24 protein-coding genes are annotated in these 25252 nt (G+C 63.1%); 11 read left to right on the top strand and 13 right to left on the bottom strand.

The window, feature by feature from the left end; genetic code table 11:
- Positions 1–15: 15 nt before the first annotated feature.
- Genes NKI47_RS02335 through NKI47_RS02325 form a run of 3 tightly spaced genes read right to left on the bottom strand, consistent with a single transcriptional unit; the run spans position 16 to position 2929 of the window.
- Complete coding sequence (locus tag NKI47_RS02335; RefSeq protein WP_023677316.1) at positions 16–1020, bottom strand: sugar-binding protein; 1005 nt, start codon at positions 1018–1020, stop codon at positions 16–18.
- A 51-nt stretch (positions 1021–1071) separates the two neighbouring features.
- The gene (locus NKI47_RS02330) at positions 1072–2133 is read right to left on the bottom strand and encodes an ABC transporter permease (RefSeq protein ID WP_023677317.1); all 1062 of its coding nucleotides are present in this window, start codon (positions 2131–2133) and stop codon (positions 1072–1074) included.
- Between the two features lie 55 nt (positions 2134–2188).
- On the bottom strand, positions 2189–2929 hold the full coding sequence (locus NKI47_RS02325) for an ATP-binding cassette domain-containing protein (protein WP_254819718.1): 741 nt from the start codon (positions 2927–2929) through the stop codon (positions 2189–2191).
- A 443-nt stretch (positions 2930–3372) separates the two neighbouring features.
- On the opposite strand from NKI47_RS02325, the gene NKI47_RS02320 reads away from it, so the two are divergent.
- From NKI47_RS02320 to NKI47_RS02310, 3 genes are all read left to right on the top strand, one after another.
- Positions 3373–4806 carry a coiled-coil domain-containing protein gene (locus tag NKI47_RS02320; RefSeq protein ID WP_352587111.1) on the top strand — a complete coding sequence of 478 codons (1434 nt, stop codon included), beginning with the start codon at positions 3373–3375 and terminating at the stop codon, positions 4804–4806.
- Positions 4807–4940: 134 nt separating this feature from the next.
- The gene (locus NKI47_RS02315) at positions 4941–6500 is read left to right on the top strand and encodes a serine hydrolase (protein WP_352587108.1); all 1560 of its coding nucleotides are present in this window, start codon (positions 4941–4943) and stop codon (positions 6498–6500) included.
- Positions 6501–6755: 255 nt separating this feature from the next.
- The gene (locus NKI47_RS02310) at positions 6756–7076 is read left to right on the top strand and encodes a hypothetical protein (protein ID WP_352569150.1); all 321 of its coding nucleotides are present in this window, start codon (positions 6756–6758) and stop codon (positions 7074–7076) included.
- Positions 7077–7122: 46 nt separating this feature from the next.
- Here NKI47_RS02310 and NKI47_RS02305 read toward each other — a convergent pair whose 3' ends face one another.
- A complete protein-coding gene (locus tag NKI47_RS02305; RefSeq protein WP_352587105.1) occupies positions 7123–8064 on the bottom strand; it encodes a hypothetical protein in 942 nt (313 codons plus the stop codon).
- A gap of 290 nt (positions 8065–8354) precedes the next feature.
- Between NKI47_RS02305 and NKI47_RS02300 the strand changes: the two genes are divergently transcribed.
- Complete coding sequence (locus tag NKI47_RS02300; protein WP_352451439.1) at positions 8355–8795, top strand: lipid-binding SYLF domain-containing protein; 441 nt, start codon at positions 8355–8357, stop codon at positions 8793–8795.
- Positions 8796–8813: 18 nt separating this feature from the next.
- Here the strand turns inward: NKI47_RS02300 and NKI47_RS02295 are convergent, their stop codons facing one another.
- On the bottom strand, positions 8814–9446 hold the full coding sequence (locus NKI47_RS02295; protein ID WP_352587101.1) for a TetR/AcrR family transcriptional regulator: 633 nt from the start codon (positions 9444–9446) through the stop codon (positions 8814–8816).
- Between the two features lie 722 nt (positions 9447–10168).
- Here NKI47_RS02295 and NKI47_RS02290 point away from each other — a divergent pair.
- The 3 genes from NKI47_RS02290 to NKI47_RS02280 are packed head-to-tail and all read left to right on the top strand — an operon-like array spanning position 10169 to position 13952.
- Positions 10169–10654: a (2Fe-2S)-binding protein gene (locus NKI47_RS02290; protein WP_031211962.1), complete on the top strand. Its 486-nt coding sequence runs from the start codon at positions 10169–10171 to the stop codon at positions 10652–10654.
- Positions 10651–11634, top strand: a complete 984-nt coding sequence (locus NKI47_RS02285) for an FAD binding domain-containing protein (RefSeq protein ID WP_023677327.1) — start codon at positions 10651–10653, stop codon at positions 11632–11634. The genes NKI47_RS02290 and NKI47_RS02285 overlap by 4 nt, the downstream gene beginning before the upstream one ends.
- Positions 11631–13952, top strand: coding sequence for a xanthine dehydrogenase family protein molybdopterin-binding subunit (locus tag NKI47_RS02280; RefSeq protein ID WP_352587099.1), 2322 nt, complete (start codon positions 11631–11633; stop codon positions 13950–13952). Before NKI47_RS02285 ends, NKI47_RS02280 begins: the two co-directional genes overlap by 4 nt.
- 231 nt (positions 13953–14183) lie before the next feature.
- On the opposite strand, the gene NKI47_RS02275 is transcribed toward NKI47_RS02280, so the two are convergent.
- Positions 14184–15194, bottom strand: a complete 1011-nt coding sequence (locus NKI47_RS02275) for a zinc-dependent alcohol dehydrogenase family protein (RefSeq protein ID WP_352587096.1) — start codon at positions 15192–15194, stop codon at positions 14184–14186.
- 105 nt (positions 15195–15299) lie between these two features.
- Between NKI47_RS02275 and NKI47_RS02270 the strand changes: the two genes are divergently transcribed.
- Complete coding sequence (locus NKI47_RS02270; protein WP_352587093.1) at positions 15300–16229, top strand: LysR family transcriptional regulator; 930 nt, start codon at positions 15300–15302, stop codon at positions 16227–16229.
- A 174-nt stretch (positions 16230–16403) separates the two neighbouring features.
- Here NKI47_RS02270 and NKI47_RS02265 read toward each other — a convergent pair whose 3' ends face one another.
- From NKI47_RS02265 to NKI47_RS02240, 6 genes are all read right to left on the bottom strand, one after another.
- Positions 16404–17174, bottom strand: a complete 771-nt coding sequence (locus NKI47_RS02265; RefSeq protein ID WP_023680344.1) for a slipin family protein — start codon at positions 17172–17174, stop codon at positions 16404–16406.
- Positions 17171–18562 (bottom strand): NfeD family protein, encoded by a 1392-nt coding sequence (locus tag NKI47_RS02260; protein WP_352587090.1) that lies wholly within the window; start codon positions 18560–18562, stop codon positions 17171–17173. The genes NKI47_RS02265 and NKI47_RS02260 overlap by 4 nt, the downstream gene beginning before the upstream one ends.
- 2 nt (positions 18563–18564) lie before the next feature.
- On the bottom strand, positions 18565–18699 hold the full coding sequence (locus NKI47_RS02255) for a hypothetical protein (RefSeq protein ID WP_352587535.1): 135 nt from the start codon (positions 18697–18699) through the stop codon (positions 18565–18567).
- Positions 18700–18790: 91 nt separating this feature from the next.
- Entirely contained in the window at positions 18791–19345 is a 555-nt protein-coding gene (locus NKI47_RS02250; RefSeq protein ID WP_352587087.1) for an RES family NAD+ phosphorylase, read from the bottom strand.
- Positions 19346–19693 carry an antitoxin Xre/MbcA/ParS toxin-binding domain-containing protein gene (locus tag NKI47_RS02245; protein WP_254819704.1) on the bottom strand — a complete coding sequence of 116 codons (348 nt, stop codon included), beginning with the start codon at positions 19691–19693 and terminating at the stop codon, positions 19346–19348.
- 156 nt (positions 19694–19849) lie between these two features.
- Complete coding sequence (locus NKI47_RS02240) at positions 19850–20614, bottom strand: pseudouridine synthase (RefSeq protein WP_352587085.1); 765 nt, start codon at positions 20612–20614, stop codon at positions 19850–19852.
- Between the two features lie 115 nt (positions 20615–20729).
- Here NKI47_RS02240 and NKI47_RS02235 point away from each other — a divergent pair, with 115 nt between their 5' ends.
- Positions 20730–21320, top strand: a complete 591-nt coding sequence (locus NKI47_RS02235; RefSeq protein WP_352587082.1) for a DUF922 domain-containing Zn-dependent protease — start codon at positions 20730–20732, stop codon at positions 21318–21320.
- 43 nt (positions 21321–21363) lie between these two features.
- Here the strand turns inward: NKI47_RS02235 and NKI47_RS02230 are convergent, their stop codons facing one another.
- Positions 21364–22107, bottom strand: a complete 744-nt coding sequence (locus NKI47_RS02230) for an SDR family oxidoreductase (RefSeq protein ID WP_352587079.1) — start codon at positions 22105–22107, stop codon at positions 21364–21366.
- 343 nt (positions 22108–22450) lie between these two features.
- Between NKI47_RS02230 and NKI47_RS02225 the strand changes: the two genes are divergently transcribed.
- Both NKI47_RS02225 and NKI47_RS02220 read left to right on the top strand, forming a co-directional pair.
- Positions 22451–23074, top strand: a complete 624-nt coding sequence (locus NKI47_RS02225) for an NAD(P)H-dependent oxidoreductase (protein WP_352587076.1) — start codon at positions 22451–22453, stop codon at positions 23072–23074.
- An 86-nt stretch (positions 23075–23160) separates the two neighbouring features.
- On the top strand, positions 23161–25218 hold the full coding sequence (locus NKI47_RS02220; protein ID WP_352587073.1) for a tetratricopeptide repeat protein: 2058 nt from the start codon (positions 23161–23163) through the stop codon (positions 25216–25218).
- Positions 25219–25252: the final 34 nt, after the last annotated feature.

Below are 25252 nucleotides of genomic sequence, written 5' to 3'. Positions count from 1 at the left end.
TCCCGCCCAAAAGCACTATTTGGCGACGCAAGTGTCGGCTGTCTCCGGAGTGCAGACATCGAGGCCCGTGTAGGTCGGGTCGGCCGGCGGAGCCTTGCCCTCCTTCATTTCCTTCAGCGCCATCATCGTCTTGTAGCCCATCTCGAACGGCCGCTGGCCGACCTGGCCAAGGGAGAAACCTTCCTTCATCTGGTCGATCTGTACCGGAAGCGTGTCGGCAACGACAAGGGCCAGGGCTTTCGAGGCGATCTTGTCCTTGTACGGTGCGACCGCGGCGCGGTTGGCATCGGGAATGAACTGCGGGAAGCCACCGGTTGGGACGAATGCGTCGAGGTTCGGGTTTTTCGCCATGATATCCTCGAACTGTTGCACCGAAAGCGGGAAATCATCGTTGGTGTAGAGCGGACAGCCTTCGATTTCGGTCCAGCCGTTCTGGCCCGTCAGCCGATCCCCGGGCGAGGCCGCCGATTTGGTGCCCGAAAGTGTATCGCGAATGCCCTGCATGCGCTCGTTGTGGTTGGCCGCCGCGGCGCCGCCGGACTGGATGCAGATCGTGCCGCCTTTGGGCTTGATCTGCATGACAAGCTTGGCGAGGTTCTCGCCGATCTCATAATTGTGCGTGCCGATATAGGCGACGCGCAGATCCTTGTTTTCGGGCAGGAGGTCGGAATCCCAGGTGAGGACCGGGATGCCGGCTTCCTTGGCGGCCTGCAGCGCAACCGCCATCGCCGCGGCGTTCGATGGCGACACGGCGATGCCGTCCACCTTCTTGGCCACGAGATCCTGTACGATCTGTACCTGCTCGTCGCCGCCGCCATGCTCGCCGGGGCCAATATACATGCACTCCACGGCGCCATTGGATTCGGCTTCGGCCTTCTTGCAGCCGTCGCGTGCCTGGTCGAAGAAAGGATTGTTCATGTTCTTCGGCACCAGGGCGAAGGTGTATTTCGCCTGGGCGCCGGAAACGGCGAGCACCATTGCGCCAAGCGCCACGGCGGCCGTCAGCAGATGTTTTTTCATGTGACGTTCTCCTCCTGGGTGTGATCCCGCAAGCCTCCCGCCGGCGGGTTTCTAGCGGCGTTTTTTGGGCATCAAGACTGCCAGCGACGCGGCGAGAATCGATTTGCCGCCGGTTTGCATGCCCAAAAGAACCGCAAGAACGATGAAGGCGCCGACGAAGGCACCCTGCCAGTTTGAATCGATGCCGGCCATCAGCAGCGCATTCCTGATCACCTCGAGGAAGGCCGAACCGATGATCGCACCGAAGGCCGTGCCGGCGCCGCCCATGAGGCTGGCGCCGCCAATGACTGTCGCGGCGATAACGCGCAGCTCGTAGCCTTGGCCCATGGCATTGATGGCCGAGCCGTTATAGCCGAGGAGCAGGAGCGAGGCGAGCGCGGCGGTGAAAGCCGAGAAGACATAGGCCTGGAATTTAATCCAGTTGACCGGAACGCCGGTGAGCCGTGCCGCCTCCTCATTGCCGCCGATGGCGAAGAGATGCCGGGCCCAGGCTGTGAAGTTGAATACGAAGCCGACAATCAGGGCCAAGATCACCATGGTCCAGAATTGTGACGACAGTTCTGGTATCCAATGCGGTGCCCAGTCGTTCGGACCATGCCGCGGCCATTTCCACTGACCGATTGCCTTCACGATCGGAGCATCGGGCCCGAACTGGTAGAGCATCTGGTTGGCCGAGAATACGACCGCCAGCGAGCGCGCGACGGACAGCATACCGAGGGTGACCACAAAGGACGGCATCCCGACATAGGCGACAAAGAATCCGTTGACCGCGCCACAGGCCAGACCGGAGAAAAGGCCCATGGCGAAGGCGACATACCAGGGATAATGCCAGGTGAGGAACAGGCCGGCGACGATGACCACGAGACCCATGACGGAGCCGACCGACAGATCGATACCGCCGGTGATGATGACGATCGTCATGCCGAGGGCCATGATGCCGAAAGGTGCGAAATTGCGCGTCACATTGGCGACGTTTTCAGAGGTGCCGAAGCTCGGCTCCATCGCAGTCATCAACATGACGAGCGCGATGAGCGCGATCGTCACCCAGAAGGGCTGACTTGAAATCACACGTTGGAGAACTGTTTTTTCCTTGGTCGGAACGAAATCCGACATGGCCGGCCGGCCATGTTCTTCGACTGAGCCCTGAACGCCAACTGACTCCTGAACACTATTCGCCACGGATGGCCCCCGTTATCAGTCCAGTGATTTCCTCGGGCGATGTTTTGTCGGCTGGCTTGTCGGCAACTTTCGAGCCCCGCCTGAGGACGATAATGCGATCTGCCACGGCGAACACGTCAGGCATTCGGTGACTGATCAGCATGACGCCGACTCCTTGTGCTTTGAGGCGTCGGATCAGTTCGAGTACTTCCGCCACCTGGCGCACGGAGATGGCGGCCGTTGGTTCGTCCATCAGCACCAGCTTAGCATTTGAAAGCCGGGTCCGCGCGATGGCGACCGCCTGGCGCTGCCCACCCGACATCTTCCTGACGAGGTCGCGCGGCCGGGTTTCCGATTTGAGTTCCTTGAACAGCGCTGCCGAGCGATCGATCATCGCCTGCTTGTCAAGAATCCTGATCGGCCAGAAGCCTTTCTTGATCTCGCGCCCCAGAAAGACGTTCTGCGCGGCCGTCAGATTATCGGCGAGCGCCAGGTCCTGATAAACAACTTCGATCCCCTTGGCGCGGGCCTGCACGGGCTGGTGGAAGTGGCACACCTCGCCCTCGACTACAATTTCGCCGTCGCTCGGAGGAAAATTCCCGGCCACAGTCTTGACTATCGTCGACTTGCCGGCCCCGTTGTCCCCCATCAGACCAACGACTTCGCCTCGCTCCACCTGGAAGCTGACGTCAGTCAGGGCCTGGATAGCCCCGAAATTCTTGGAGACGTGGCGAACCTCAAGCACCGGCATCGCGGTCCTCCCGGGACAACATTTATCGGTCTTGTCCCTGGTCAATGCACAGCAGCTAATCAGCGAAACGTATTCAACACAATCATTTATTAGGTCAGGCCTCCCGGCCGTAACGCGCCTCGTCCGAGTGTGACTTGTAGCTGCTGCAGAGCACCGAGGCGCTCGGCCGATCCTTACAACAGTCACCAGGCGATCCTCATGCTTGCGCCGGTTCATATCCGTTTCGGGTGAAATGAGTGGGCATTTTTCGAGCGGTGCCAACGCCTCGGGCATGGAGCGCGGCAGAACACGTCATTCAAACACACGAGGACAGTGGCCAAGCCTGTCCCTAGCGTGCGTCGGCCAGAGCGCACGTCAGGAGATGAACCCGCATTCGGGGGAGGCGAGGGTCAAGTGTTGAAAGTCCGCTCCTTAACGGCGCTGCACGAGAGGGATATTCGGTCATGAATTTCAAAGGTTTGATCAAGCGTGCCGAGACTGTGGAGAGAGCGTTCAAGGAGCTCGAAACCGATTTGGCGGATGCGTTTAGCGAATGTCTCAACGTGGACGATCAGTCGCCGTTGAACGACGTCACTGTTCCGGATGAGACTGTGTCGGATGAGAATCTCGCGGCAACGGATGACAGCTCGCAGCTCGAGGCCAATGCGGACGCCTTCGAGACCGCACGACGGCTGTCCCCCCATACGCAAACCCGGCTGGCTGCCTTAAGTGCGGTCGATGGGCTCTTTCACGACGCGCAGGAGTATCTGGGGGAGATCAATGCGAAACTGTCGGAGATCGCGACCTCGCATCATCTGACAGGCGAATTCCTAAAACTCCTCCACGGCGACATTCTTCGCGCCAACGAATTGGAGCTGGCAAATACCGGCCTGACCGCGCAGCAAAGAGTGCTGTCCGAACAGCTCCACGAAGCGACCAGAAAGCAGCGCGAGCGCGACAGCGCTATCGAGGCCCTGCAGCAGCACGAGGCGAGCCTGGTCGAGGACAAGGAAGCACTTCGCGGCGCGCTGGCGGCGGCAAGGCTGGAACTCGTCGTGGCAGGCAATGCGAGCGCAAAACGCGAAGCCGAGTTCGGCGAGCTTGTCAAAACGCTCTCGGCCAGAGCGGTCGAGGCCAACAGACGCTCGCGCGAGAACGAGATGCTGCGGGAAAAACATGTCAGCCTGTCGATCGACCTCGACAAGGCGCTGAAACGGGAGGCCGAGGCCCGGCACAGGCTGGACGAACTCTCGACTGTCCATGCCAATGACGCCGCGCAGGTTTCGGAACTGCTGGCCGCACTTGGCAAGAGCGAGAAAGAGGAGATGCGGCTGCAGAAATCGCTCGATATGGCGCAGGCAAAGCTATCGGAAATAACGGAAGCGGCCCGCCTCAGGGACGGTGACAGGGAAGCCGAGCTTTCACGCAGTGTCGCGGAGATGACCGGCTTGCGTTCTGAAATCGAGGACCTTCGATCGCGGCTGGAGGCCGCCTCCAACCAGAACAGCGAAGCCGCCAGCGAGATCGCCAGGCTCAAGGCCCAAGCGAGCGACGCGGTGGCCGAAAAGCAAATTGTCGAGCAAAAATTGTCCGCTCTCACGAAGGAGAGCGAAAACGACAAGATGAACCTTTCCGCAATCAGCGCGAATTTTTCGCAGCTTTCCCTGCAGCAGGCTTCCGAACAGATACAGTTCGACGTCCAGAGGCAGGAATGCGAGGATCTGCGAGCCGAAGTCGCGTCGCTTCAAGCCCGGGTCAAGGAACTGTTACCCTATGAGCGGCTCCACAAGGTCACCAACGCCAGACCGCGTGAAGACGGCGTGGTCGAGATCACCGCCGCGGTGGCGGAGAAGGCCCGCGCCAGCAGACGGCGCCTCCGCCTGCGTGCTGCATCCTAGCTCAGGCGGCGGCTGTCTGAATTTCGACTGGTGTGAAGCGGACATCCGTCAATGGATGGTGGGTCGAGCGTGAGGCTGGCCTTCCCGGCGCCGGCCTGCGATAGTGCACGCCGGGGAGGCGGAGGGGGCTGAGCATGCGGCTATTCACAAACCGGAACCACCTCCGTTGGAGGTTGGCCTTCATCGCAATCATGGTGCTTTTGCCGAAAGCGGCGTCGGCCGATACCATCCCACTAGACAGGATCGCCGCGGCCCTTGCGAAGCTCGAATTGCTTGCCGAAGGCGTCGTCGCGGATGGTAGCGTGCCCGGTCTGGCCATCGGCGTCGTGCACGGCGACGAGGTGATCTTCCTCAAGGGATTCGGACATCGCGAGGCCGGTAAGCCGGAGGCCGTCGACGCCGACACGGTCTTCCAGATCGCCTCGCTCTCCAAGCCGGTCTCCGCCACCGTCGTGGCGGCGCTGGTCAGCGACGGGATCGCTTCGTGGGATTCCAAGATCGCCGACCTCGATCCGGCTTTCCGGCTCGCCCAGCCCTATCCGACCAGCGAACTCACGGTCCGCGACCTGTTTGCGCACCGCAGCGGGCTTCCCGGCACCGCCGGCGACGACCTCGAGGACATCGGCTATGACCGCGCGGAGATCCTGCGCCGGCTGCGGTTCGTGTTGCCGTCATCGAGCTTTCGTGCCGGCTATTCCTACAGCAATTTCGGACTGACCGAGGGTGCCGTCGCGGCCGCGAAGCCGACGGGCAAATCATGGGAAGAGGTCGCCGAAGAGAAGCTCTACCGTCCGCTTGGAATGGCCTCGACCAGCTCCCGTCATTCGGACTTCATCAAGCACGCCAACCGCGCCGAGCTTCACGCCAAAATCGATGGCGCCTGGACCGCGAAAGTCCAGCGCTATCCGGATGCGCAGGCGCCAGCAGGCGGCGTCAGTTCCACCGCACGCGACCTCTCGCAATGGATGCGCCTTGTGCTCGGCAACGGGGTCTATGCCGGCAAGAGACTCATTGCCGCCGATGCGCTGGACCAGACACATATTCCCTTGACGGCTCGCGGCAAGAATCCCGTCTCCGGAGGCGAGGCCTTCTACGGCCTCGGCTGGAATATCGAATTCGGCCGGCACGGGCCGATCTGGGGTCACGCGGGCGCCTTCAGCGCCGGCGCACGCAGCCTGGTGATGCTCTTCCCCGAGGAGAAGCTTGGCATCGTCGTCGTCGCCAACGCCTTTCCGACAGGCGTGCCGGAGGGGCTGTCCGACAGCTTCGCCGATCTCGTTTTCGACGGAACGCTGGGGAAGGATAAGGTAAAGGCATGGAATAATATCTATGCGAGCATGTTCGGCCCGGTGATTGCGGCGGCCAAGGCCACCTATGCCGCGCCGCCCTCTCCAGCAAGTCCCGTCGAGCCGGCCAGGGCCTATGCAGGCCGTTACTTCAACGACTTCTTCGGCGAAGCTATTGTATCGGGCGAAGGAGACACTCTTGTCCTCAAGGTCGGGCCTGCCGGTGCGCGGTCCTATTCCCTGAAGCATTTCGACCGCGAGCTCTTCGTGACCTTCCCTGATGCCGAGATGCCGGACAGGCCCTCGGCCGTCAGCTTTGCGGTCGGCCCCGACGGCAAGGCGTCGGCCATGACCGTCGAATTTCTCGACGACAATCATCTCGGCACGCTGCGGCGCGTGGGAGATTAGAGCAATTCCAGGAAAGTGCGGAGCGGCTTTCCGTCCATAATTGCGTAAAAACAGATATTTGGAGCGGGTCAGCGACTATCAAAAGCTGAACCGCTTTAGGTCAAAATTCAATCAGCTGGCTGCCGCCAACAGCCGAGATGGTCAAAAAGCAGTCAAGCTTATTATGGTAGGAATCGCCGATAGCGGATTCGACAAATCATGCAAAGACCGACTAACGAGACCAGTCGGCTTTCGTCCCAAATTGGAGACCAGCAGGTGGCCTGGGTGCAGAATTGGGTCTGGCTAGTTAATTGGAACCCGCTGATCGATGAACTCGGTCACATGGCTGGCGAGGCCCTTGATGTCGGATTGCGTAGGATTCTCGAAGACGAGCTCAAAGAAACCGATACAGATGCATCTCCACAGCGATGGGCATCGTGCCATTTCGATGGTCCCCGACCGATTGCCGCTTTGTTCGGAATTGATCAAGGAACAGACATTTTACTCGTTCGGATCGAGGTGCCAGACAACCTTTCTGTACGCGCCGAGACAACACTTGATCTGATGAAGTCATACGCGTTTGTGGCGCCTGACTGATCGTCCGCAATGGGTCGAACCTGGTCGTTGAGTGTTTGGCTCGTTCTCAACTCAAAGACGCCGGGCCGTACTGAAGCAATTTGAAGCAATCGCCGCTGCCCGATGTCGCCTTCGTCAGGAAGGGTTTCGACCGGTCGAGCCATTCCTGGTGCGATCTGGCATCGGCTTCGATTTCATTGGCCGGTGCAAGCTTGACGAAGCCGCGCCCGTTGCTGAAAAGCCAGCACGCGCGGCCGAGAAACCGCCTGCTGCGCTGGCGCAGCAGATCGGCATCATAAAAGACGTCGAGCACCTCCCGCTTGATCTTCCGCTCCTTTTCGGGATTGGCGATCGCAACCTCGATCGGCTCGCCGCCGATCGCATCCTGCAGGTCCTTGTAATCCAGGGCGATCTGGGTAGTGGCATATTTGATGTCGCTCTCGTCCCGGACGATGTTGAACCATAGCATTGGGTTGAGCTCGTTGACGACGAACGATGCTTCGAAATCGCGTGACAGATTGAGAATATCGAACCCCTGAACATCGACGTCGCGCTCGACCAGAAGGATCTGCGAAACCTGCTTGGCGAGCGCCGTTCCGTGGGCGCTGACGGCGGCATTGTTTCCGCCGTGTTCCGGACTGACATAGGCGCCGCCATCATCCAGCAGCGCGTCGAATTCGCCGAGGGCCTCCACGACAGCGCTGCCGCGGGCAACACGCGCCGCCAGTTTGGCGAGAACCTGCTGGAGCTCCGCTTCGCGTTTGCGCTGGTCCTGATAATTCTGCTGGAAAAAGAAGATGAACAGGGACACGCCAATCCCGATCAGGATCACGCCCAGCTGCGAAAAGATATTGCGATAATATTCCAGCAGCTTTTCACGATGGCGTACGTCGTCACGCACACTGTGCGCCACGCGAAGATTGACGATCAGCGAAACGACCAGGAGCCCGGCACCGACCAGGATCAGACCGCCGATCAGCAGGTAGCCATGGCGTGAGTTGAAGTCCATTGCTTTGCCGCGCTCCCCGAAACCCCAGACGGGCGCAGACTAATACCATTCCGCTTCAATACACATACGTTTCCTAGGAACGCCGGCGACAGATCCCCGCTGGTCGGCCACTGTTCTTACAGCCAGGACTATGCTCGCCATCCGCCTCGTTTCGTGGCGGTCTTCTCGCGGCCGGAATTCAGGCCGCGTGCTTGGAACCAATGACGGGCGAGACTGTTCAGCTATGACTTTGATACGACGCCGACGTGCCCGGCCGGCTGGGCATGCGGCGATCTTGAGGAGTTCTCATCATGAAGATTTCGTCCAGATTTCGTTCAGTCGCAGTTGCCGTCATCGCTGCGGCGGCAGTTAGCTTTGCCAGCGTCGCGCATGCCGACAGCGGTACGATCCGCTTCGCCGTCTACAAGGCGGCCTTTTTCATCGGCGGCTCCGGAGGCGAGGGCACACTGACCTTCCATGGTCGCCGATATCCCATCTCGGTCGGCGGCATCTCGGGCGGCCTCGCCTTCGGCGCCTCCAAGACCTATTTCAAAGGTACCGTGCGCCACATACGCCGCGCCCGGGATGTGACGGGGGTGTACGGTGCAGCGGGCGGTGGCGGCGCGCTCGGCAAAGGAGCCCAGGTGATCGTCATGACAAATGACAAGGGCGCCCAACTCGAACTCACGGGCAGGCAGGTAGGCCTGCAAGTCAATGCCGATCTCAGCGGTATGAGCATCTCGCTGAAATAAGGACAGTCACTGCATTCGTTATTCCTTGGATGGGTCGGATTTGGCCGCTCCAAACCGCAGCCCATCCATCAGCAGCGACACCAATCGGCGCGAGCGGTCGCGCCAGTCCTTGGTGTCCGGGGCCGAATAGATGCCGCCCAACGCATGCAGCACGTCGGAGGCATCGACATCGCCGCGGATCGAGCCGTCGGCGACCGCGGCATCGATCAGCCGCCGCAAGGCGAGCGTCACCCTGCCCGAAACGTCGGAGAATAGGGTTGAGTTGGTCGTGAGCAGGATGCGCAGGCTTGTCGACAGCCCGCGCTTGGTGGCGATGTAGTCGACGAAGCGCTGCATCCATTGTTCGAGCGCCATGTCGGGCGCATGATCGCGGGCGAGTTCGTCGGCCGCCTGGCACAGTCCTTCCACTTCGCGCCGATAAACCACCTCGACCAGGTGCTCGCGGGTTGGGAAATGCCGGTAGAGCGTGCCGATGCCGACGCCGGCCTGGCGCGCAATCTCCTCCAGCGAGGCATCGACGCCTTGGGCGGCAAAGGCTTTTGCCGCGACCTCGACCAGCGCATCGCGGTTGCGCTGCGCGTCGGCGCGCAGCGGCTTTGCAACGGCGGCTTCGGTTTTGTCTCCAGAAATGACGGGCGGCTCCGCGGCCAATTTTTTCTCCAGTGTTGATCCGAAGCATAACCGAACAGGCAGGCCCCGTTTCAAGAACGCAGACGCTTCCACCTTCGTTACGTCTCCGACAAATATAATCGCAAGTAAATATAATCACAGGATCGAGTCTGGGCCGGCGTTCCGGCAGGCGGAGGCATCTTGCCCGCCTCCGGTGCACGGCCGGTGGATGACGTCCGGTGGATGACGACGGAGGATATTTCCTCGCGGCCGGCACTCGTCATCTGTTCGGCCGATGCCGTGGGGCAAAAATGAGCCCACGTTGAGCACGATCCCCTCAGGATCATTGGACTGTCCTGCCCCTACAGACAGTTCAGAGAGCACCACCGGCTTGGGCCGGTGGTGCTTTTTTGTCTCCAGGCATGACGGCCGGCTGCCCTGCCAATTTCCTCCAATTTTGATCATTTTCGATCCTGGGCTTGAACAGGGCGGAGCAGGCCCTTAGGTAATAAGCGGAGGCGCCTCCGATTGTGGAGTGCCTTTCTCATGTAATCACGGGATCGGGTATGTCACGTCTTTCGACCTCCCAAGCCGCAGCCCTCCCGGAGCTCGCGCCAAGTCGAACCGACCCCCTCTGCCCTGCCGGGCATCTCGCCCGCAAGGGGGGAGATTAGCTCACCCAGCCATAAGCTGATCTTGCCGCTCGCCGGCCGCGGGCACCAGATCATCCCCTCCCGCGTCAAGCAACCGGAGCCAGACGCCCCATGACAAGCAAAACCCGAACTCCAATCCAACTTCGAATCAACGGACATCGACATGAGCTGGAGGTCGAACCGCGCGTTACCCTGCTCGACGCCTTGCGCGACCATCTCGGCCTGACCGGCACCAAGAAGGGCTGCGACCAGGGCCAGTGCGGCGCCTGCACCGTTCATATCGACGGCCAGCGCGTGCTGGCCTGCCTGACGCTCGCCACTCAGGCTGAAAGCAGGGACATCACCACCATCGAAGGGCTTGCCGGGGAGGATGGCACGCTGCATGCGGTGCAGGCCGCCTTCCTCGAACAGGATGCCTTCCAGTGCGGCTATTGCACGCCGGGCCAGATCATGTCGGCGGTCGCCTGCATTCGCGAAGGCCATGCCGGCTCGGATGAGGAGATCCGCGAATACATGGCCGGCAATCTCTGCCGCTGCGGCGCCTATCCGCATATCGTCGCCGCCGTGCGCCAGGCGGCCGTGGAGGCCGCGTCATGAGGGACTTTTCATATCTCCGCGCCAGCTCCGTCGATGCAGCCCGTGAGGCAGCAGCACTTCCCGGCGCCATGCTTTTGGCCGGCGGCACGACGCTTGTCGATCTCGCGAAATGCGGCGTTGCCGAACCCGAGACCGTGGTCGACATCACCCATCTCAAGGGACTGGACACGATTGCCGTTGATGACCGGGGCGCCACGATCGGCGCGCTGGCCAGGATGAGCCGCGTCGCTGACCATGCCGATATCAAGAGCCGGTTCCCCGCCGTCTCGGAAGCATTGTGGCAGGCGGCGTCAGCGCAGCTGCGCAACATGGCGACGATCGGCGGCAATCTGATGCAGCGTACGCGCTGCCCCTATTTCCGCGATCCGGCGAATTTCCCCGCTTGCAACAAGCGCTGGCCCGGCAGCGGCTGCTCGGCGATCGGCGGGGTCACCCGCGGCCATGCCGTGCTCGGCACCAGCGAGGCCTGCGTCGCCACCTATCCCGGCGACCTGGCGGTTGCACTCGTCGCCTTCGACGCGATCGTCCATCTCGGCGACCGTCAGATCGCCGTCGATGATTTTTTCCTGTTGCCGGGCAGCACGCCCGAAAGGGAACATGCGATCGAGCCCGGCGAGATGATCACCGCGATCGGCATTCCCGCTTCGGCGGCCGCCCGCCGCTCGACCTATCTCAAGGTCCGCGACCGCCAGTCCTATGAATTCGCCGCGGCAAGTGCCGCCGTCGGCATCGAATTCGAGGCCGACGGAAGGACAATTCGCGATCTGCGCGTCGCGCTTGGCGGCGTCGCCACCAAGCCATGGCGCGCCCGTGCCGTCGAAGAGGCGTTGAACGGCAAGGTGCTCGAGCCGGAGGTCGTCAGGCAAGCCAGCCTGCTCGCCGTCGAGGGCGCCGTCGACCGTGGCGCCAACCACTACAAGATCGAACTGGCGCCGCGCGTCGTCGCCCGCGCCATCCTCAAAATGGGAGAAACGGCATGACCGTTCACGAGTTGAGAACAAGACCCGGCGATGCCAAACGCGGCGACGCTTCGGACGGTGCCGTCCTCGCCGATCAGGTTGGCGGCCGGCTGTCGCGCGTCGACGGCCCGGCCAAGATCACCGGTGCCGCCAAATACGCCGTCGAGCAGCAGCTCGAGGGGCTTACGCATGCGGTGCTGGTCGAGAGCACCATTGCCGCCGGCCGGGTGCGTTCGATCGACACGGCCGCGGCCAAGGCGTCGCCCGGCGCGCTGCTGGTGCTGACGCCCGACAATATCCTGCCGCTGAGAACCGCAACGGACTGGCTGGGTACGCCGCCGCCGGATGTCGCCTATTGCCCGCTGGCGCGCGACATCACCTTCAGCGGCCAGCATGTCGCGGCGGTGGTGGCCGAGACTTTCGAGCAGGCGGTCGCCGCCGCGGCGCTGGTCAAGATCGCCTATGACGAGGCGGCGGCGATCGTCGACCTCAGCGATCCAAAGGCCGGCGACGGCATCCCGGTCGATGCGATGACCAAGGAATGGGGCGAGGCGGAGACAGCGTTCGCCTCGGCTCCGGTCAGGATCTGCAACGCCTACAACACGCCGCGCGAATACCAGGCGCCGATAGAGCCGCATGGCCTGATCGCAAAGTGGCAGGGCGACCAGCTGACGGTCTGGGAGCCGAGCCAATGGCTCGACGGCATGGCGCGGACCTATGCCGAATGGTTCGGCGTGCCGTTCGAGAATGTACGACTGGTCTCGCCCTATATTGGTGGCGGCTTCGGCTCCAAGGCGTTTGCCTATGGCTACGGCGCTGTAGCGGCAGTCGCCGCGAAAATGCTGGGACGGCCGGTGAAGCTGGCGGTCACCAGGCCGCAGACCTTCACCGCCTATGGCGGACGGGCGGCGACGCGCCAGACCGTGGCGCTCGGCGCCAACGCGGAGGGCCAGATCCAGTCGATCGTGCATCGCGGCGTCAACGAGACCTCGGTCGACGGCATGTGGGTCGAGCCGCTCGGCTCGGTCACCTCGGTCATGTACGCGACGCCGAATTTCTCGTCGCGGCAGAACGTCGTGCGGGTCAACACGGTGGTGCCAGGGGCATTGCGCGCGCCGGGCGAGAACCCGAGCGCCTTCGGCATCGAAAGCGCCATCGACGAGCTCGCCTACGAGGTCGGTATCGACCCGCTGGAAATCCGTCTCAGGAACTATGCCGAGCAGGACCCGCATGCGAAGAAGCCGTGGTCGACACGGCAACTGCGTGAGGCCTTCGCGGCCGGCGCCGAAGCCTTTGGCTGGTCGAAGCGGAACCCCCGGCCGCGTTCGATGCGCGACGGCAACCAGTTGATCGGCTGGGGTGTCGCGGCAGGCACCTACCCGGTCCGGCGCGCCTATGGCGAGGCGGTCGTGCGCATTCTCGCCGACGGCTCGGTCGAGGTCGAAAGCTCATCGATCGACATGGGGCAGGGCACCTACACGATCCTGGCGCAGACCGCCGCCGAGGTGGTGGGCGTGCCGGCGGAAAACGTCGTCGTCAAGCTTGGCGATTCCCGCTATGCCCGTGCCGGCGTCACCGGCGGTTCGCGGCTGGCCGGGGTGATGACCGGCGCCGTCCACAAGGCGGCGAGTGCCGCGCTCGACCAGCTGATCGGGCTCGCCATCAGCGATCCGGCTTCGCCGTTCCATGCGCTGCAGGCCAACACGCTCGTCGTCGCCAATGGCCGCATCGCTTCACCGCGCGGCAACGGCCCTGAAGTTTCCATCGCCGAACTGCTCAGCAGCGTCGGGCGCGAGCATATCGAGGCGAAGGGCGACACCATGCCGGCCAATTCGACGGTCGAGGACCGCTACAAGAACTACACCACCATAGCCATGGCGCTGCCGCACACCGAGGGCGACTATTCCCGCCACAGCTGGTGCGCGCATTTCATCGAAGTCCGCGTCGACGAGGACTTTGGCACGGTTCGCGTCTCCCGCGTGGTGTCGGCGCTGGATTCGGGCCGGCTTTACAATCCCAAGCTCGCCGAAAGCCAATGGAAGGGCGGCATCATCATGGGCATCGGCCAGGCGCTGCTCGAGGAGGGCATCGTCGACCGCCGCCACGGCCGCATCGTCAACAACAACCTCGCCGACTATCTCATCGCCACCAATGCAGACATTCCCGACATCAAGGTGATCTCGGTCGGCATTCCCGATCCGCATTCCTCGGTGCTGGGCGGCAAGGGGGTCGGCGAACTGGGCATCGTCGGCGTGGCGCCGGCGATCGCCAACGCGGTATTCCACGCCACCGGGAAACGGGTGCGGGATCTGCCGATCACGCTGGAGAAGCTGATTTAGGCGGAGGCGGTAGAACTGCCAATCCCCTCTCGTGGGGGAGATGCCCGGCAGGGCAGAGGGGGGCGTGAAGGATCGCCGGCGTTCAGTTCAACTTGATGAGCTGAGAACCTCACGTCGGTGCGCGAACTGCTATTGCCTGATAGGCTGGAGGGAGAGCGCCCCCTCTGTCCTGCCGGACATCTCCCCCACGAGGGGGAGATCGGCAGCTTCAACGCCGCTCCTTTTTCAGGCTCACCACGACAGACTGAACGCGAGCTTGCCGAAATGCCGGCCGCCGGCCGCCATGTGGGCGTAGGCCTCGGTCGCCTGGTGCTGGCCGTAGACCGTGTCGATGACCGGATCGATACGGGCGGCGCCGATGGCGCGCGCCGCGTCGCGCAGGTCGGATACTGAACCGGTGTTGTTGCCCACCACCTTGAGTGCCTTGATGATGATCGGCAGCAGGTTCGTGGTGGCCTCGGCGCCGGTGACGAAGCCGATGGCGAACACCGTGCCGCCGGGCGCCGCGGCATTGATAGAGCGGCCGAAGGTCGCCGCGCCGCCGGTTTCGACGATCAGGTCGGCGCCGAGCCCGTCGGTCAATTCGAGCACCTTGGCGTCCCAGTCCGTTGTTTCGCGGTAGTTGATGAGGTGATCGGCACCCAAAGCCTTGGCGCGGGCCAGCTTTTCGTCCGACGACGAGGTGATGATGACCGTCGCGCCGGCTGCCTTGGCCAGCTGCAGGGTCAGGATCGAGACACCGCCGGTACCGAGCAGGACGACGACCGACCCCGGCCCGGCATCGGCGGCGCGAAGCGCATTCCACGCGGTGGTGCCGGCGATCGGCAGCGTCGCTGCCGCTTCGAAGGACAGATGCGCCGGCATCGGCACAACGGCATTGGCCGGCAGCGCGACATATTCGGCGAGCGAGCCGGGCAGTGTCAGCCCGCGCATCTCTCTGGTTTCATAAGGCCGCGGACGGCCGCCGATCCAGCGCGGTTTTGCATGGGCGATGACGCGGTCGTTGATGGCGAGCCTCGACACGCCCTCGCCGATGCCGACGATCTCGCCGGCGCCGTCGACGACGGGAATGAGCGGAAAGCTCGGGCCTGGATAGTTGCCGCTCGCTATCGCGACATCGACAAAATTGAGGCTTGCGGCGCGCAGGCGGATCAGCACTTCGCCGCGCTGCGGTTCAGGCGTGGGAACGGTGGCCGCGCGAAACGCGTCCAGTCTCGGGGCAGTCAGTTCGATCGCTTTCATGTCTCACTCCGGTTGATGGCCGATTGATGGGCCGGGATTGAGTGAAACTAGCTGCTGCGCTATTGGTATATAATCCTTGGCTTTTACATTTGAGCTCTGCGCCTGATGCAGCAATCGCACGAACCGGCAGCATTGGTCGAAATGGCCGCCTTCGCGGCGATCGCCGAAGCACGCTCCTTCACCAAGGCGGCTGCTCGCATCGGCCGCGACGCGACGATCCTGTCGCGGCGCCTTGCCTCGCTGGAAGAGCGGTTGGGCGTGCGCCTGCTGCACCGGACGACACGAAGCGTGTCGCTGACCGAGGCGGGTTCGGAATTTCTCGTCCGGGTCCGCACCATCCTGGCTGCGGTCGACGAGGCCGAGGCTGTCGCGTCGGCGCATGCCGGCGGCGGGCCGCGCGGCGTGCTGCGGCTGGCGCTGCCCGGCTCGTTCGGGCGCATGTGGATCGGCCCCCTGCTGCCGCAGTTTCTCACCGAATTTCCCGAAGTCCGTATCGAGGCCGAGTTCTCCAACCGTTTCGTCGATCTCGTCGCCGAGAATTTCGATGTCGCCGTGCGTCTCGGCGCACTGGAGGATTCGCGGCTGGTGGCGCGCAAAGTCGCGACACGGCGGCGGCTGCTGTGCGCCGCGCCGTCCTACCTCGCCCGCCGGGGCACGCCGACTGAACCTGAAGCACTGCTGGAACACAGTTGCCTGGGCTTCTCGGGTTTCCAGACCTTTCCGGCCTGGGAGATGACCGACAGCACGGGTCGCCGCGTCAGTATCGAGGTCTCCGGGCCGCTGGTCACCGACGACGCCGAGGTGCTGGTCGAAGCCGCCGTGCAAGGCGTCGGACTGATGATGAGCACGGATTGGCTGGTCGGACGCGAACTCGCCGACGGCCGGCTGGTGCCAGTGCTGGAGGACTGGACACTCGCCGATGAAGGCGCCGTCTATGTCGTCATGCCTTCGGCCAAGGGGCAAGCCGCCAAGACACGTGCCTTCGCCGACTGGATCGGCAAACGCTTTGCGCCGGTCCCGCCGTGGCGGAGGTGAGGGTGCTGATCTCCCCCCTTGAGGGGGAGATGTCGCCGAAGGCGACAGAGGGGGTTGCGGCGCATGGAGCGTCAGCGCCATCTCTCGTGGAGGAAGGCGTCGGCGATCTATGTGAGACGACCCCCTCTGGCCGCTTCGCGGCCATCTCCCCCTCGGAGGGGGGAGATTACGCGCTCAGCCGCCTCCGCCTCCACCACCCTGCTTGATGAAATGACCGAGCAGATCCATCGGCACCGGAAACACGACCGTCGACGAGCGCTCACCGGCGATGTCATGGAGAGCCTCGAAGTAGCGTAGCTGCATGGCCTGCGGTGCTTCGGCCAGCATCTTGCCGGCCTCGACGAGCTTTGCCGCCGCCTGCTGTTCGCCGTCGGCATTGATCACTTTCGCACGCCGCAGCCGTTCCGCCTCGGCCTGCTTGGCGATGGCGCGGACCATGTTCTCGTTGAGGTCGACATGCTTGATCTCGACATCGGAGACCTTGATGCCCCAGGCATCGGTGCGCTGGTCGAGAATCTCCTGGATATCGCTGTTGAGCTTGTCACGTTCGGCCAGCATTTCATCGAGCTCATGCTTGCCGAGCACCGAGCGCAACGTGGTCTGTGCCAGCTGGTTGGTGGCGGTCATGAAGTCTTCGACCTGGATCACCGCCCGCTCGGCGTCGACGATACGAAAATACAGCACCGCGTTGACCTTCACCGAGACGTTGTCGCGCGAGATCACGTCCTGCGGCGGCACGTCCTGGACCACCACTCGCAGATCGACCTTCACCATCTGCTGCACGAAGGGGATGAGGATGATAAGGCCGGGGCCCTTGACCCCGGTGAAGCGGCCGAGCGTGAAGACCACGCCGCGCTCATATTCCCGCAGGATGCGAATGGCCGCGGATAGGAACATGACCACGACGAGCGCTGCTGCCAGATAGGCCACATAACCGATGATCATTGCCTTGCTCCATCGCTTCTCACATTGCGGCGCCGTATCGTCAGCACCAGACCCCTGACATCAGCCACCTCGACGCTGTCGCCCACAGCAAGCGGTTCGTCGGCTTTTGCCCGCCAGCGCTCGCCCCGGGCGAGCACGTGGCCCTCGCTGCCCTGCCAGTCGAGGACCTCCGCCGGCAGCCCCTGCATGGCCTGTGCGCCAACACGCGGAACGTTCTTGCGGGCCGCCCACAGATAGCTGCCGGTCAGCAGCGCCAGGCCGAGCGTCAGGGCGGCGGCGGTGCCGATAACGGCCCACGACATCTCGAAGCCGGGCCCCTCGATCCTGAGCAGCATGGCTGCGCCCAGCAGAAACGCAGCCATGCCTCCCAGCCCAAGGACCACAGTCGGGTTCAAGGCTTCGACGACCAGGAAGATGATGCCAAGCAGCATCAAGGCAAGGCCGGCATAGCTGATCGGCAGGAGATTGAGCGCATAGAGTCCGAGCAGAAGGCAAATCGTGCCGATCACGCCGGGCGCGACCGCGCCCGGGCTCGTGAATTCGAAGACGAGGCCATAGACGCCGACCAGCATCAGGATGACGGCGATGTTTGGGTCCGTGATGACGGCGAGAAGCTGGATGAGCCAGCCTGGCTCGAGCGTTTCGACCGGCAGCCCTTTCGTCGCCAATGCCTCTTTCTTGCCGGCGATCTCGACGGTCCGGCCGTCGGCCAGTTGAAGCAGTTCGGTGGTGTCGCGGGCGACGAAATCGATGACATGCTGCTGCAGCGCCGCGCCGGCCGACAGGCTGGCCGCCTCGCGCACGGCCTTTTCTCCCCATTCGGCATTGCGCCCGCGCAATTCAGCCAGGCTGCGGATCAGGGCAACGGCATCGTTCGTCGCCTTGGCGATCATCGCATCGCCCGCGGGTGCGTTCTTCTTGTCCTTGTCCGCCTCGGGGCCATCGTTCTTGCCGCCGGGAAACGATGGCAGCGGCCCGCCCATCTCGATCGGCGTTGCCGCGCCCAGATTGGTGCCGGGCGCCATCGCCGCCAGATGGGTGGCGTAGAGGATGTAGGTTCCGGCGCTCGCCGCGTGCCCGCCGGCGGGCGCGACATAGCCGATGACGGGAACCGGCGAGGCGAGAATGCCGGCGATCATCTCGCGCATGCTGGTGACCAGCCCGCCGGGCGTGTCCATCTGCAGGATGAGAGCCTGGGCGTTTCGGTCCGCGGCCACCGCCAGCGCTTCCTCGAGCTGCCTGGCACTCGCCGGACCGATGGCGCCGTCTATCTCGACGCGCAACACAATTTTCTCCCGGCCGTCCGCCTCTCCGGTTGCGGAAGAGGGACAAACGGCCGCAACAGCCACGAAAGCCGCGGCAAGCAGGACCACACGCGCGAGTTTCACGCTCAAAGCTCCACATCTAGGAATATGGGCTGGATTTTGCCGAAATCCATGATGCTTCGCGGCGGGTGACGCATCGCACGGTCCTGCTGGGCGTCGGCCTGCTCAGCGGCGGCTACGGCACCGAGAAGCTCCGCCAATCGGGCACGTTCCGCGGCTGTGCAGACCCGACGGCATGTTGCGCCATATAGACGAGGTCGGCGGCCGCACCCGACGGCGGCGGGGCCGCCGCTAAGTCCAGTCGATTTCCCCGTGATCGGTTCTTGTCGTTATCGCTCCGGCCGGCAGCCGATCACAAAACGCGACGACGTTCAGGCAGTCATATCGCGCGCCGGGCACGATCAGACCGTCATAATCGAGGAAATGCGCGGCCTCGCCGATGTCTTGCGACCTCGGATATTCGGCGTCCTTTTCCTGATACGAAAGCTGCCCGTAGCGCGAGGTGTCGAGGCCAAGGATCTGCAAGGCTGCCAGGTCGAGCAGTCTGAGCGTCCGGTCCAAAGCAAGATCGATCTCGAAGAGATGGTATCTGACACGCGAAGGGACCACTGGCTGCCCCCGCGTCAGGTGGAATCTCATCTCGCTCAAGGCACCTTCGCGCTCTTGCGAGGTGTAGAGCACGTCGAATGTTCCATCGTCCCAACGGCCACCGGAGCTCGAGCACTGGATCGGGCTGCGGCCCTGGCGCACCACACGCCAAACCGTTCCGGAGTATTCGACCGGAACTATTGCCTCGATAGCGTCGATGAGCCGGCTATCGCGTCGTTTCCGCCTGGCGATCGCCAACTAGAGAAAGACCTCGTTCTCAAGCCGATCGATGACTTTGAGCACGTCGAGAGCACGGTCGTCGTGAATGAGATCGATTGCTCTTTCGCCGTTCAATTGCGGGTGGCGAGCGTAAAGCCAGGTGCGGATATCGCTTGGCTCGTAGAATTCCTGCAGTCGGCCGACGATATAGTGCAGGTCCGATAGAATGAGCTCGCTGCGCGGCTGGGGCTTGATGTCGCCGGCCTTCCACCTCGAAACCGTGGCCTTGGACACGTCGGTGATGTTTGCAATATCGGTTCCCTTGAGACCGCCAAACGTGCCCAATTCGTCCAGGAATCTGGGAACCGCCCGCAACGCCGTAGCCATGTTTTCTCTCCGGCTTCCAAGCCAGCTTCGCCCATGCGTGTCAGCCTGACACTTTGACTGCATTGGCGCATTTCGGTTTCACAAATGGAAAATATGAAACAGAGATGCAAATGTCAATTGCCGCTTCGGTTCGAGGGGCCTCCAGTGCCTGGTCGCTCAGGCCTGAAGCAGCGCCTGCTCTTCCGCGCTCAGATGGCGTGCCTTGCCCTTGGCAAGGTCGCCGAGCCGCAGCGAGCCGATCGCGACCCGCACCAGGCGCAGCACCTCGATATCGTGGGCGGCGAGCAGCCGGCGGATATGGCGGTTGCGGCCCTCGTCGAGCACGATCTCCAGCCAGGCGGTGCTGGTGCCGCCGCGCAGCAGCTCGATGGACTTGGCCGTCAGCAATTCGCCGTCGACTGTCGCGCCGGCGCGCAACCGCGCCAGCATGGCCTCGTCGGGCAGCGCGCCGATCTGCACGTGATAGGTCTTGGCGACATGCGAGGCGGGATCGAGCAGGCGCTGCGCGAAGCGCGTGTCGTTGGTCATCAACAGCAGGCCTTCGCTTGCCTTGTCGAGGCGGCCGACGGGCGAGACGAAAGGCAGGTCGAGGCCTGCCAGGCAATCATAGACGGTGCCGCGGTCCTGCGGGTCGTCGCGAGTGGTGACCAGCCCGCGCGGCTTGTTGAGCATCAGATAGACCTTGCGCTCGGCGGCGACGCGGCGGCCGTCGACCTCGATGCGATCGCGGCCTGGATCGACGCGCATCGAGCTGTTGCGCACGATCTTGCCGGCAACCCGCACGCGCCCCTCAGCAACCAGAAGCTCGGCCTGCTTGCGCGAGCACAGGCCAAGCTTCGACAGCGCGCGACAGAGGCTGACGCCGGGAGGCTGGGCCCCGGGGGCAGGGCGTTGCCGGGCAATGTTCGGTCGCGGCGACATGATGTTGCCTGTGGATTCTTGTATACGAGCATCCCACTATAGCCGGCCGCCGGCTATGTCCACGGAAGGGAACTGCATATCGTTTGCGTCGCGCGCAGCGGCTGCGAGGACTTGCATGAAAACAGCCATTCGCCTTTGCCTGCTGCTCGCCTTCCTGCCGACATCGCCGGCGCATGCCGGCTGGCAGGCGGTCGAGAAGGTCGAGACCTATGCCATCTCAGGGCAATCCGGGCCGGAGCTCTACGCCTCGATCGGCGGGCGCGGGCCGCTGCTCGGCGAACGCCGCGTCATCGCGCATACCAATTTCAAGCTGACCTGGGTGAGGGACTACCAGCCGCAAGGCGACGCCTGCGTGCTGGTGTCGGCGCAGCCGAAGCTGATCATCACCTACACCTTGCCGAAGCCGGCCGCGCGGCTGCCGGGCGCAATCCACAAGAACTGGGAGGTTTTCGCAGCTGGCCTCGCCGCCCACGAGAAGGTGCACGGCGCCAGCATCGTCGACATGGTGCACAAGATCGAGGCGGCCACCATTGGCCTGACCGTCGCCGATGACCGTGGCTGCAGCAAGATCAGGATCGAAGTGACGAGACGGCTCGCCGGAATCTCGCAGGCACAACGGCAGGCGAGCCGCGATTTCGACCGGGTCGAATTCGGCCCGGGCGGCAAGTTGCGGCAGCTTGTGTTCACGCTGATGACCGGCGGATGATGCTGCAGGGCTGCGGGGGCGCAGGGTACCACCTTTGCGGCCCTCACGCCTGCTCGGTCGGATAGAGCGTCAGGATGTTGACGTTGACCCGTGGCGGCTGGCTCACCGCATACAGGATGGCGGCGGCGATGTCCTCGCTTTCCAGCTGCTCCATGTCGCCCAGCCTTTGCTCGACCGCCTGGCGCACATCGGCGCGCATATTCTGGGTGAACTCGGTCTTGACGGCGCCAGGCTCGATGCAGGTGACGCGGATGCCATCCTTGCCGATCTCGCGGCGCAGCGATTCCGCCATCGCGCTCACCGCGTGCTTGGTGCCGGAATAGACCACCGAAGGGTGGATGTAACGGCCGGTGCCGGACGAGACCACGACGATGTGGCCGGCGCCTTGCCGCTGCATCGACGGCAGTGCCGCATGGATCGGATAAAGCAGGCCCAGGATGTTGACGTCGACCATCCGGCGGTATTCTTCCGGCGTCGTGTTGCGGAACGGCGCGGCGACGCCGACGCCGGCAACCGCAAGCAGCATGTCGAGCCGGCCGTACTCCCGCAGGACGCGTTCGACCATGGCCGCGGCTTGCGCTTCGTCGGTCACGTCGGCCGCAATCGGCAGCGCCGCGCTGCCGGTCTCACGGATCCGCCTCGCCAGGTCGTCTAGGCGCTCGGCGCGCCGCGCGGCAATCACCAGCGTGGCGCCCTCGGCCGCCAGCGCCAAGGCGGTGGCCTCGCCGATGCCGGAAGAGGCGCCCGTCACTAAGGCGATCTTGCCGCTCAGTTTTCCTGTGTGCATGTTTTCTCTCCTGACGCTTTGGACACGCCGTGAAGCTAGGGCGCAGGCTTTCGGGCAACAATGCTGATCGAAAACCGAATCCACTGTTGGAGTTCCTGGGCGCAATACGCGGCAGCGCCCGTTTCTCGCAGAGTACCGCAAGGCATGCGGGACAGTGCCCGCCGGCAAGCCCATGTGCGCGCAATTTCCTTTGAGCTGACGAGCGGGCCTTGACGTGACTGGAGCTGTTGCGTCTTGATACGGGGGCTGCGGGGCTTCGCATGAAAACAGCTGATCGACTACGTCTGCGGGTGGCTTGTTTGCATGCGACGCGCTTGCATGCACTCTCGCGACCGAGCGCAAGATGAAGGTCCTCGTCGTCTATTGCCATCCCTGCACCGACAGCTTCAACGGCGCCGTGCGCGACACGGTGCTGGAGACGCTTGCCGAAAGCGGCCATCAGGTCCACCTGCTCGACCTCTATGCGACCGGCTTCGATCCAGTCATGCGCACGCGGGAATGGCGCGGTTACCACGACAAGGCGGCGAACCTGCAACCGGTGCACGAACATGCGCAGGAGCTGCTCTGGGCGGAGGCGGTCGTCTTCATCTATCCGACCTGGTGGTATGGCCTGCCGGCGATGCTGAAAGGCTGGCTGGAGCGTGTGCTGGTACCAGGCTTCGCTTTCGAGATGCCGACGGCACGACGCGGCCCGCGGCCCAAATTGCGGCACATACGCCGGGTGATGGCAATGACCACATGTGGCGCCACGCCGCTGATGTCGTGGATCATGGGACAGCCCGGCCGGCGGACCCTGCTGCGCGGCTTCCGCTCCGTCTGCCATCCGCTGTGCCGGACCAAATTCCTGGCGCTCTACCGGATGGACAGCGTCTCGGCCGCCGGACGCCAGGCGCATCTGCAGCGGGTCAGAAAAGCGGTTGCCGGCCTTGGTCGCGCTGATGCGGTCGCCGCCACAGTGCCTGGCTGATTTGGACCAGGCGAGCCGCCGCTGTCTCCGCCGAATGTCACGGGCGGGTGTCGGTTTGGCAAAGGTCAAAAAAATCAAGTCTCACCTTGACCCAAGAATGGTTGCAGTGTTGGGTTGCAAAGATCAAGGCCTTCTTGATCAAGCGCACTGCGATGCAAATAAACGACATGATCCGTGAGCCGATGATTCGAAAATGGCATAGGTCTTTTTGTCGGTCGCTGCTGCGTGGGCTCGTGGTCTTGTTTGCCCTGAGCGGCCCAGCTTTGGCTGCCAGCAGCGATTGTGTCGGGGACGACGAGGCCGATGCGGCTCGGCGAATTGCCGCTTGTACACTCATGATAGAGGATGTGACGGAGCCCGCCAGCAGCCGTTTGACGGCCTATTTCAAGCGCGGCGTCGCCTGGGCGAGGCTGAATGATTATGATCGCGCCATTGCCGATTTCGATAAGGCGATCAGCCTCGATCCGGAAGATGCCAGTGCTTATTACTACCGAGGCATCACCTGGGCACTCAAGAGCGACGCTGATCGCGCTATCGCCGATTTCGACCAGGCGATCAGCCTCGACCCGAAGAGCGATGCATACCGCATCCGAGGCTCTGCCTGGCTCGACAAAGGCGACAACGACCGAGCTATTGTCGACTACGATCAGGCCATCACCCTCGAGCCCCGGAATGCCGGAGCTTATGGCGACCGGGGCCTGGCCTGGGCACGCAAGGGCGACAACGACCGCGCTATCGCCGATTTCGGCCAAGCGATCAGCCTCGATCCCCGCGATGGCCGAACTTATAACAACCGAGGTCTCGTGTGGAAAAGGAAGCGGGACTACGACCGTGCCATCGCCGATTATGACCAGGCGATCAGCCTCGATCCGAAGGAAGCCAGCGCCTACGACAATCGGGGCATGGCCTGGCTACTCAAGGGCGACTATGACCATGCCATTTCCGATTTCGGACAGGCGATCAGCCTCGATCCGAATGTCGCCGGAGTCCATCATCATCGAGGCATGGCCTGGTCACTCAGAGGCGATTCTGATTACGCCATTGCCGACTACGACCAGGAAATCAGCCTCAATCCGAAGAACGCCCGTGCCTACCTCGATAGAGGCCTGACTTGGACAATCAAAGGCGATTACAATCGTGCGATCGCCGACTACGACCAAGCGATAAGCCTCGACCCGAAAGACGCCAGTGCCTATGGCAATCGAAGCCGGGCCTGGAAATATAAGGGCGACTACGACCGCGCCATCGCCGACGCCGACCAGGCGATCAGTCTCGATCCGGAACGCGCCAGTGCCTTCTACAACAGAGGCAACGTTTGGGCTGACAAAGGCGACTATGACCGCGCCATCGCCGACTTTGACCAGGCGATCGGCCTCGATTCGAAAGACCCCAATGCCTACGACGATCGAGGTACGGCTTGGGCACACAAAGGCGATGACGACCGCGCGATTGCCGACTTCGATCAGGCAATCCTGCTCGACCCGAAACACGCCAGTGCCTACAGGAAGCGCGGCTGGATATGGGACAAGAATGGCGAATACGACCGCGCCCTCGAGGACTATGGCAAAGCAATTGGGCTCGATCCGAAATATGCCCATGCTTATCTCAGCAGAGGTCTCGTCTGGTCAATAAAAGGCGAATACGTACGTGCAACGGCAGATTACGACCAGGCGATCAGCCTCGATCCGACGATTGTCTACGCCTATTTGGGCCGGGGTATCGTCCATTTCTACTCCGGTGCCATGGAGAAAGCCCAAGCCGATTTCGCGCAAGCCGCCACAGTCAAACCAGAGGATGCGTATGTTGCGATCTGGCTCGATTTTGCCGAGCGTCGCAATGGCGCAACAGGGCATTTGCAGGAAGCGACCAAGAAGCTCGACATGACGCGATGGCCGGCGCCGGCTGTTCGAATGCTGCTTGGCGAGCAGACTCTCGCCGCGACAATTGCAGAAGCCGACGACCCTGATGCGATAAAGAAACGCGGAAACCTGTGCGAGACAAATATGTTCAGCGCCGAGCTGAGCCGACTGCAGGGGCACAGCGATGAAGCTTTGCGGCTCTATCGGCTCGCCGCCAGCGATTGCCCCAAAAACTCCTACGAATTTGTTGCCGCCAACGCAGCCCTGCGCGAGCTGTCGCCTTAGCTGCCGCCGCTACGGACTTCCCCGCCTTCGGTGA

The organism is Mesorhizobium sp. M0633, from assembly GCF_040320645.1.
Classification (GTDB): Bacteria; Pseudomonadota; Alphaproteobacteria; order Rhizobiales; family Rhizobiaceae; genus Mesorhizobium.
The sequence above is the reverse complement of the archived record's forward strand: the minus strand, read 5'-3'. Positions and strand labels throughout refer to the sequence as shown.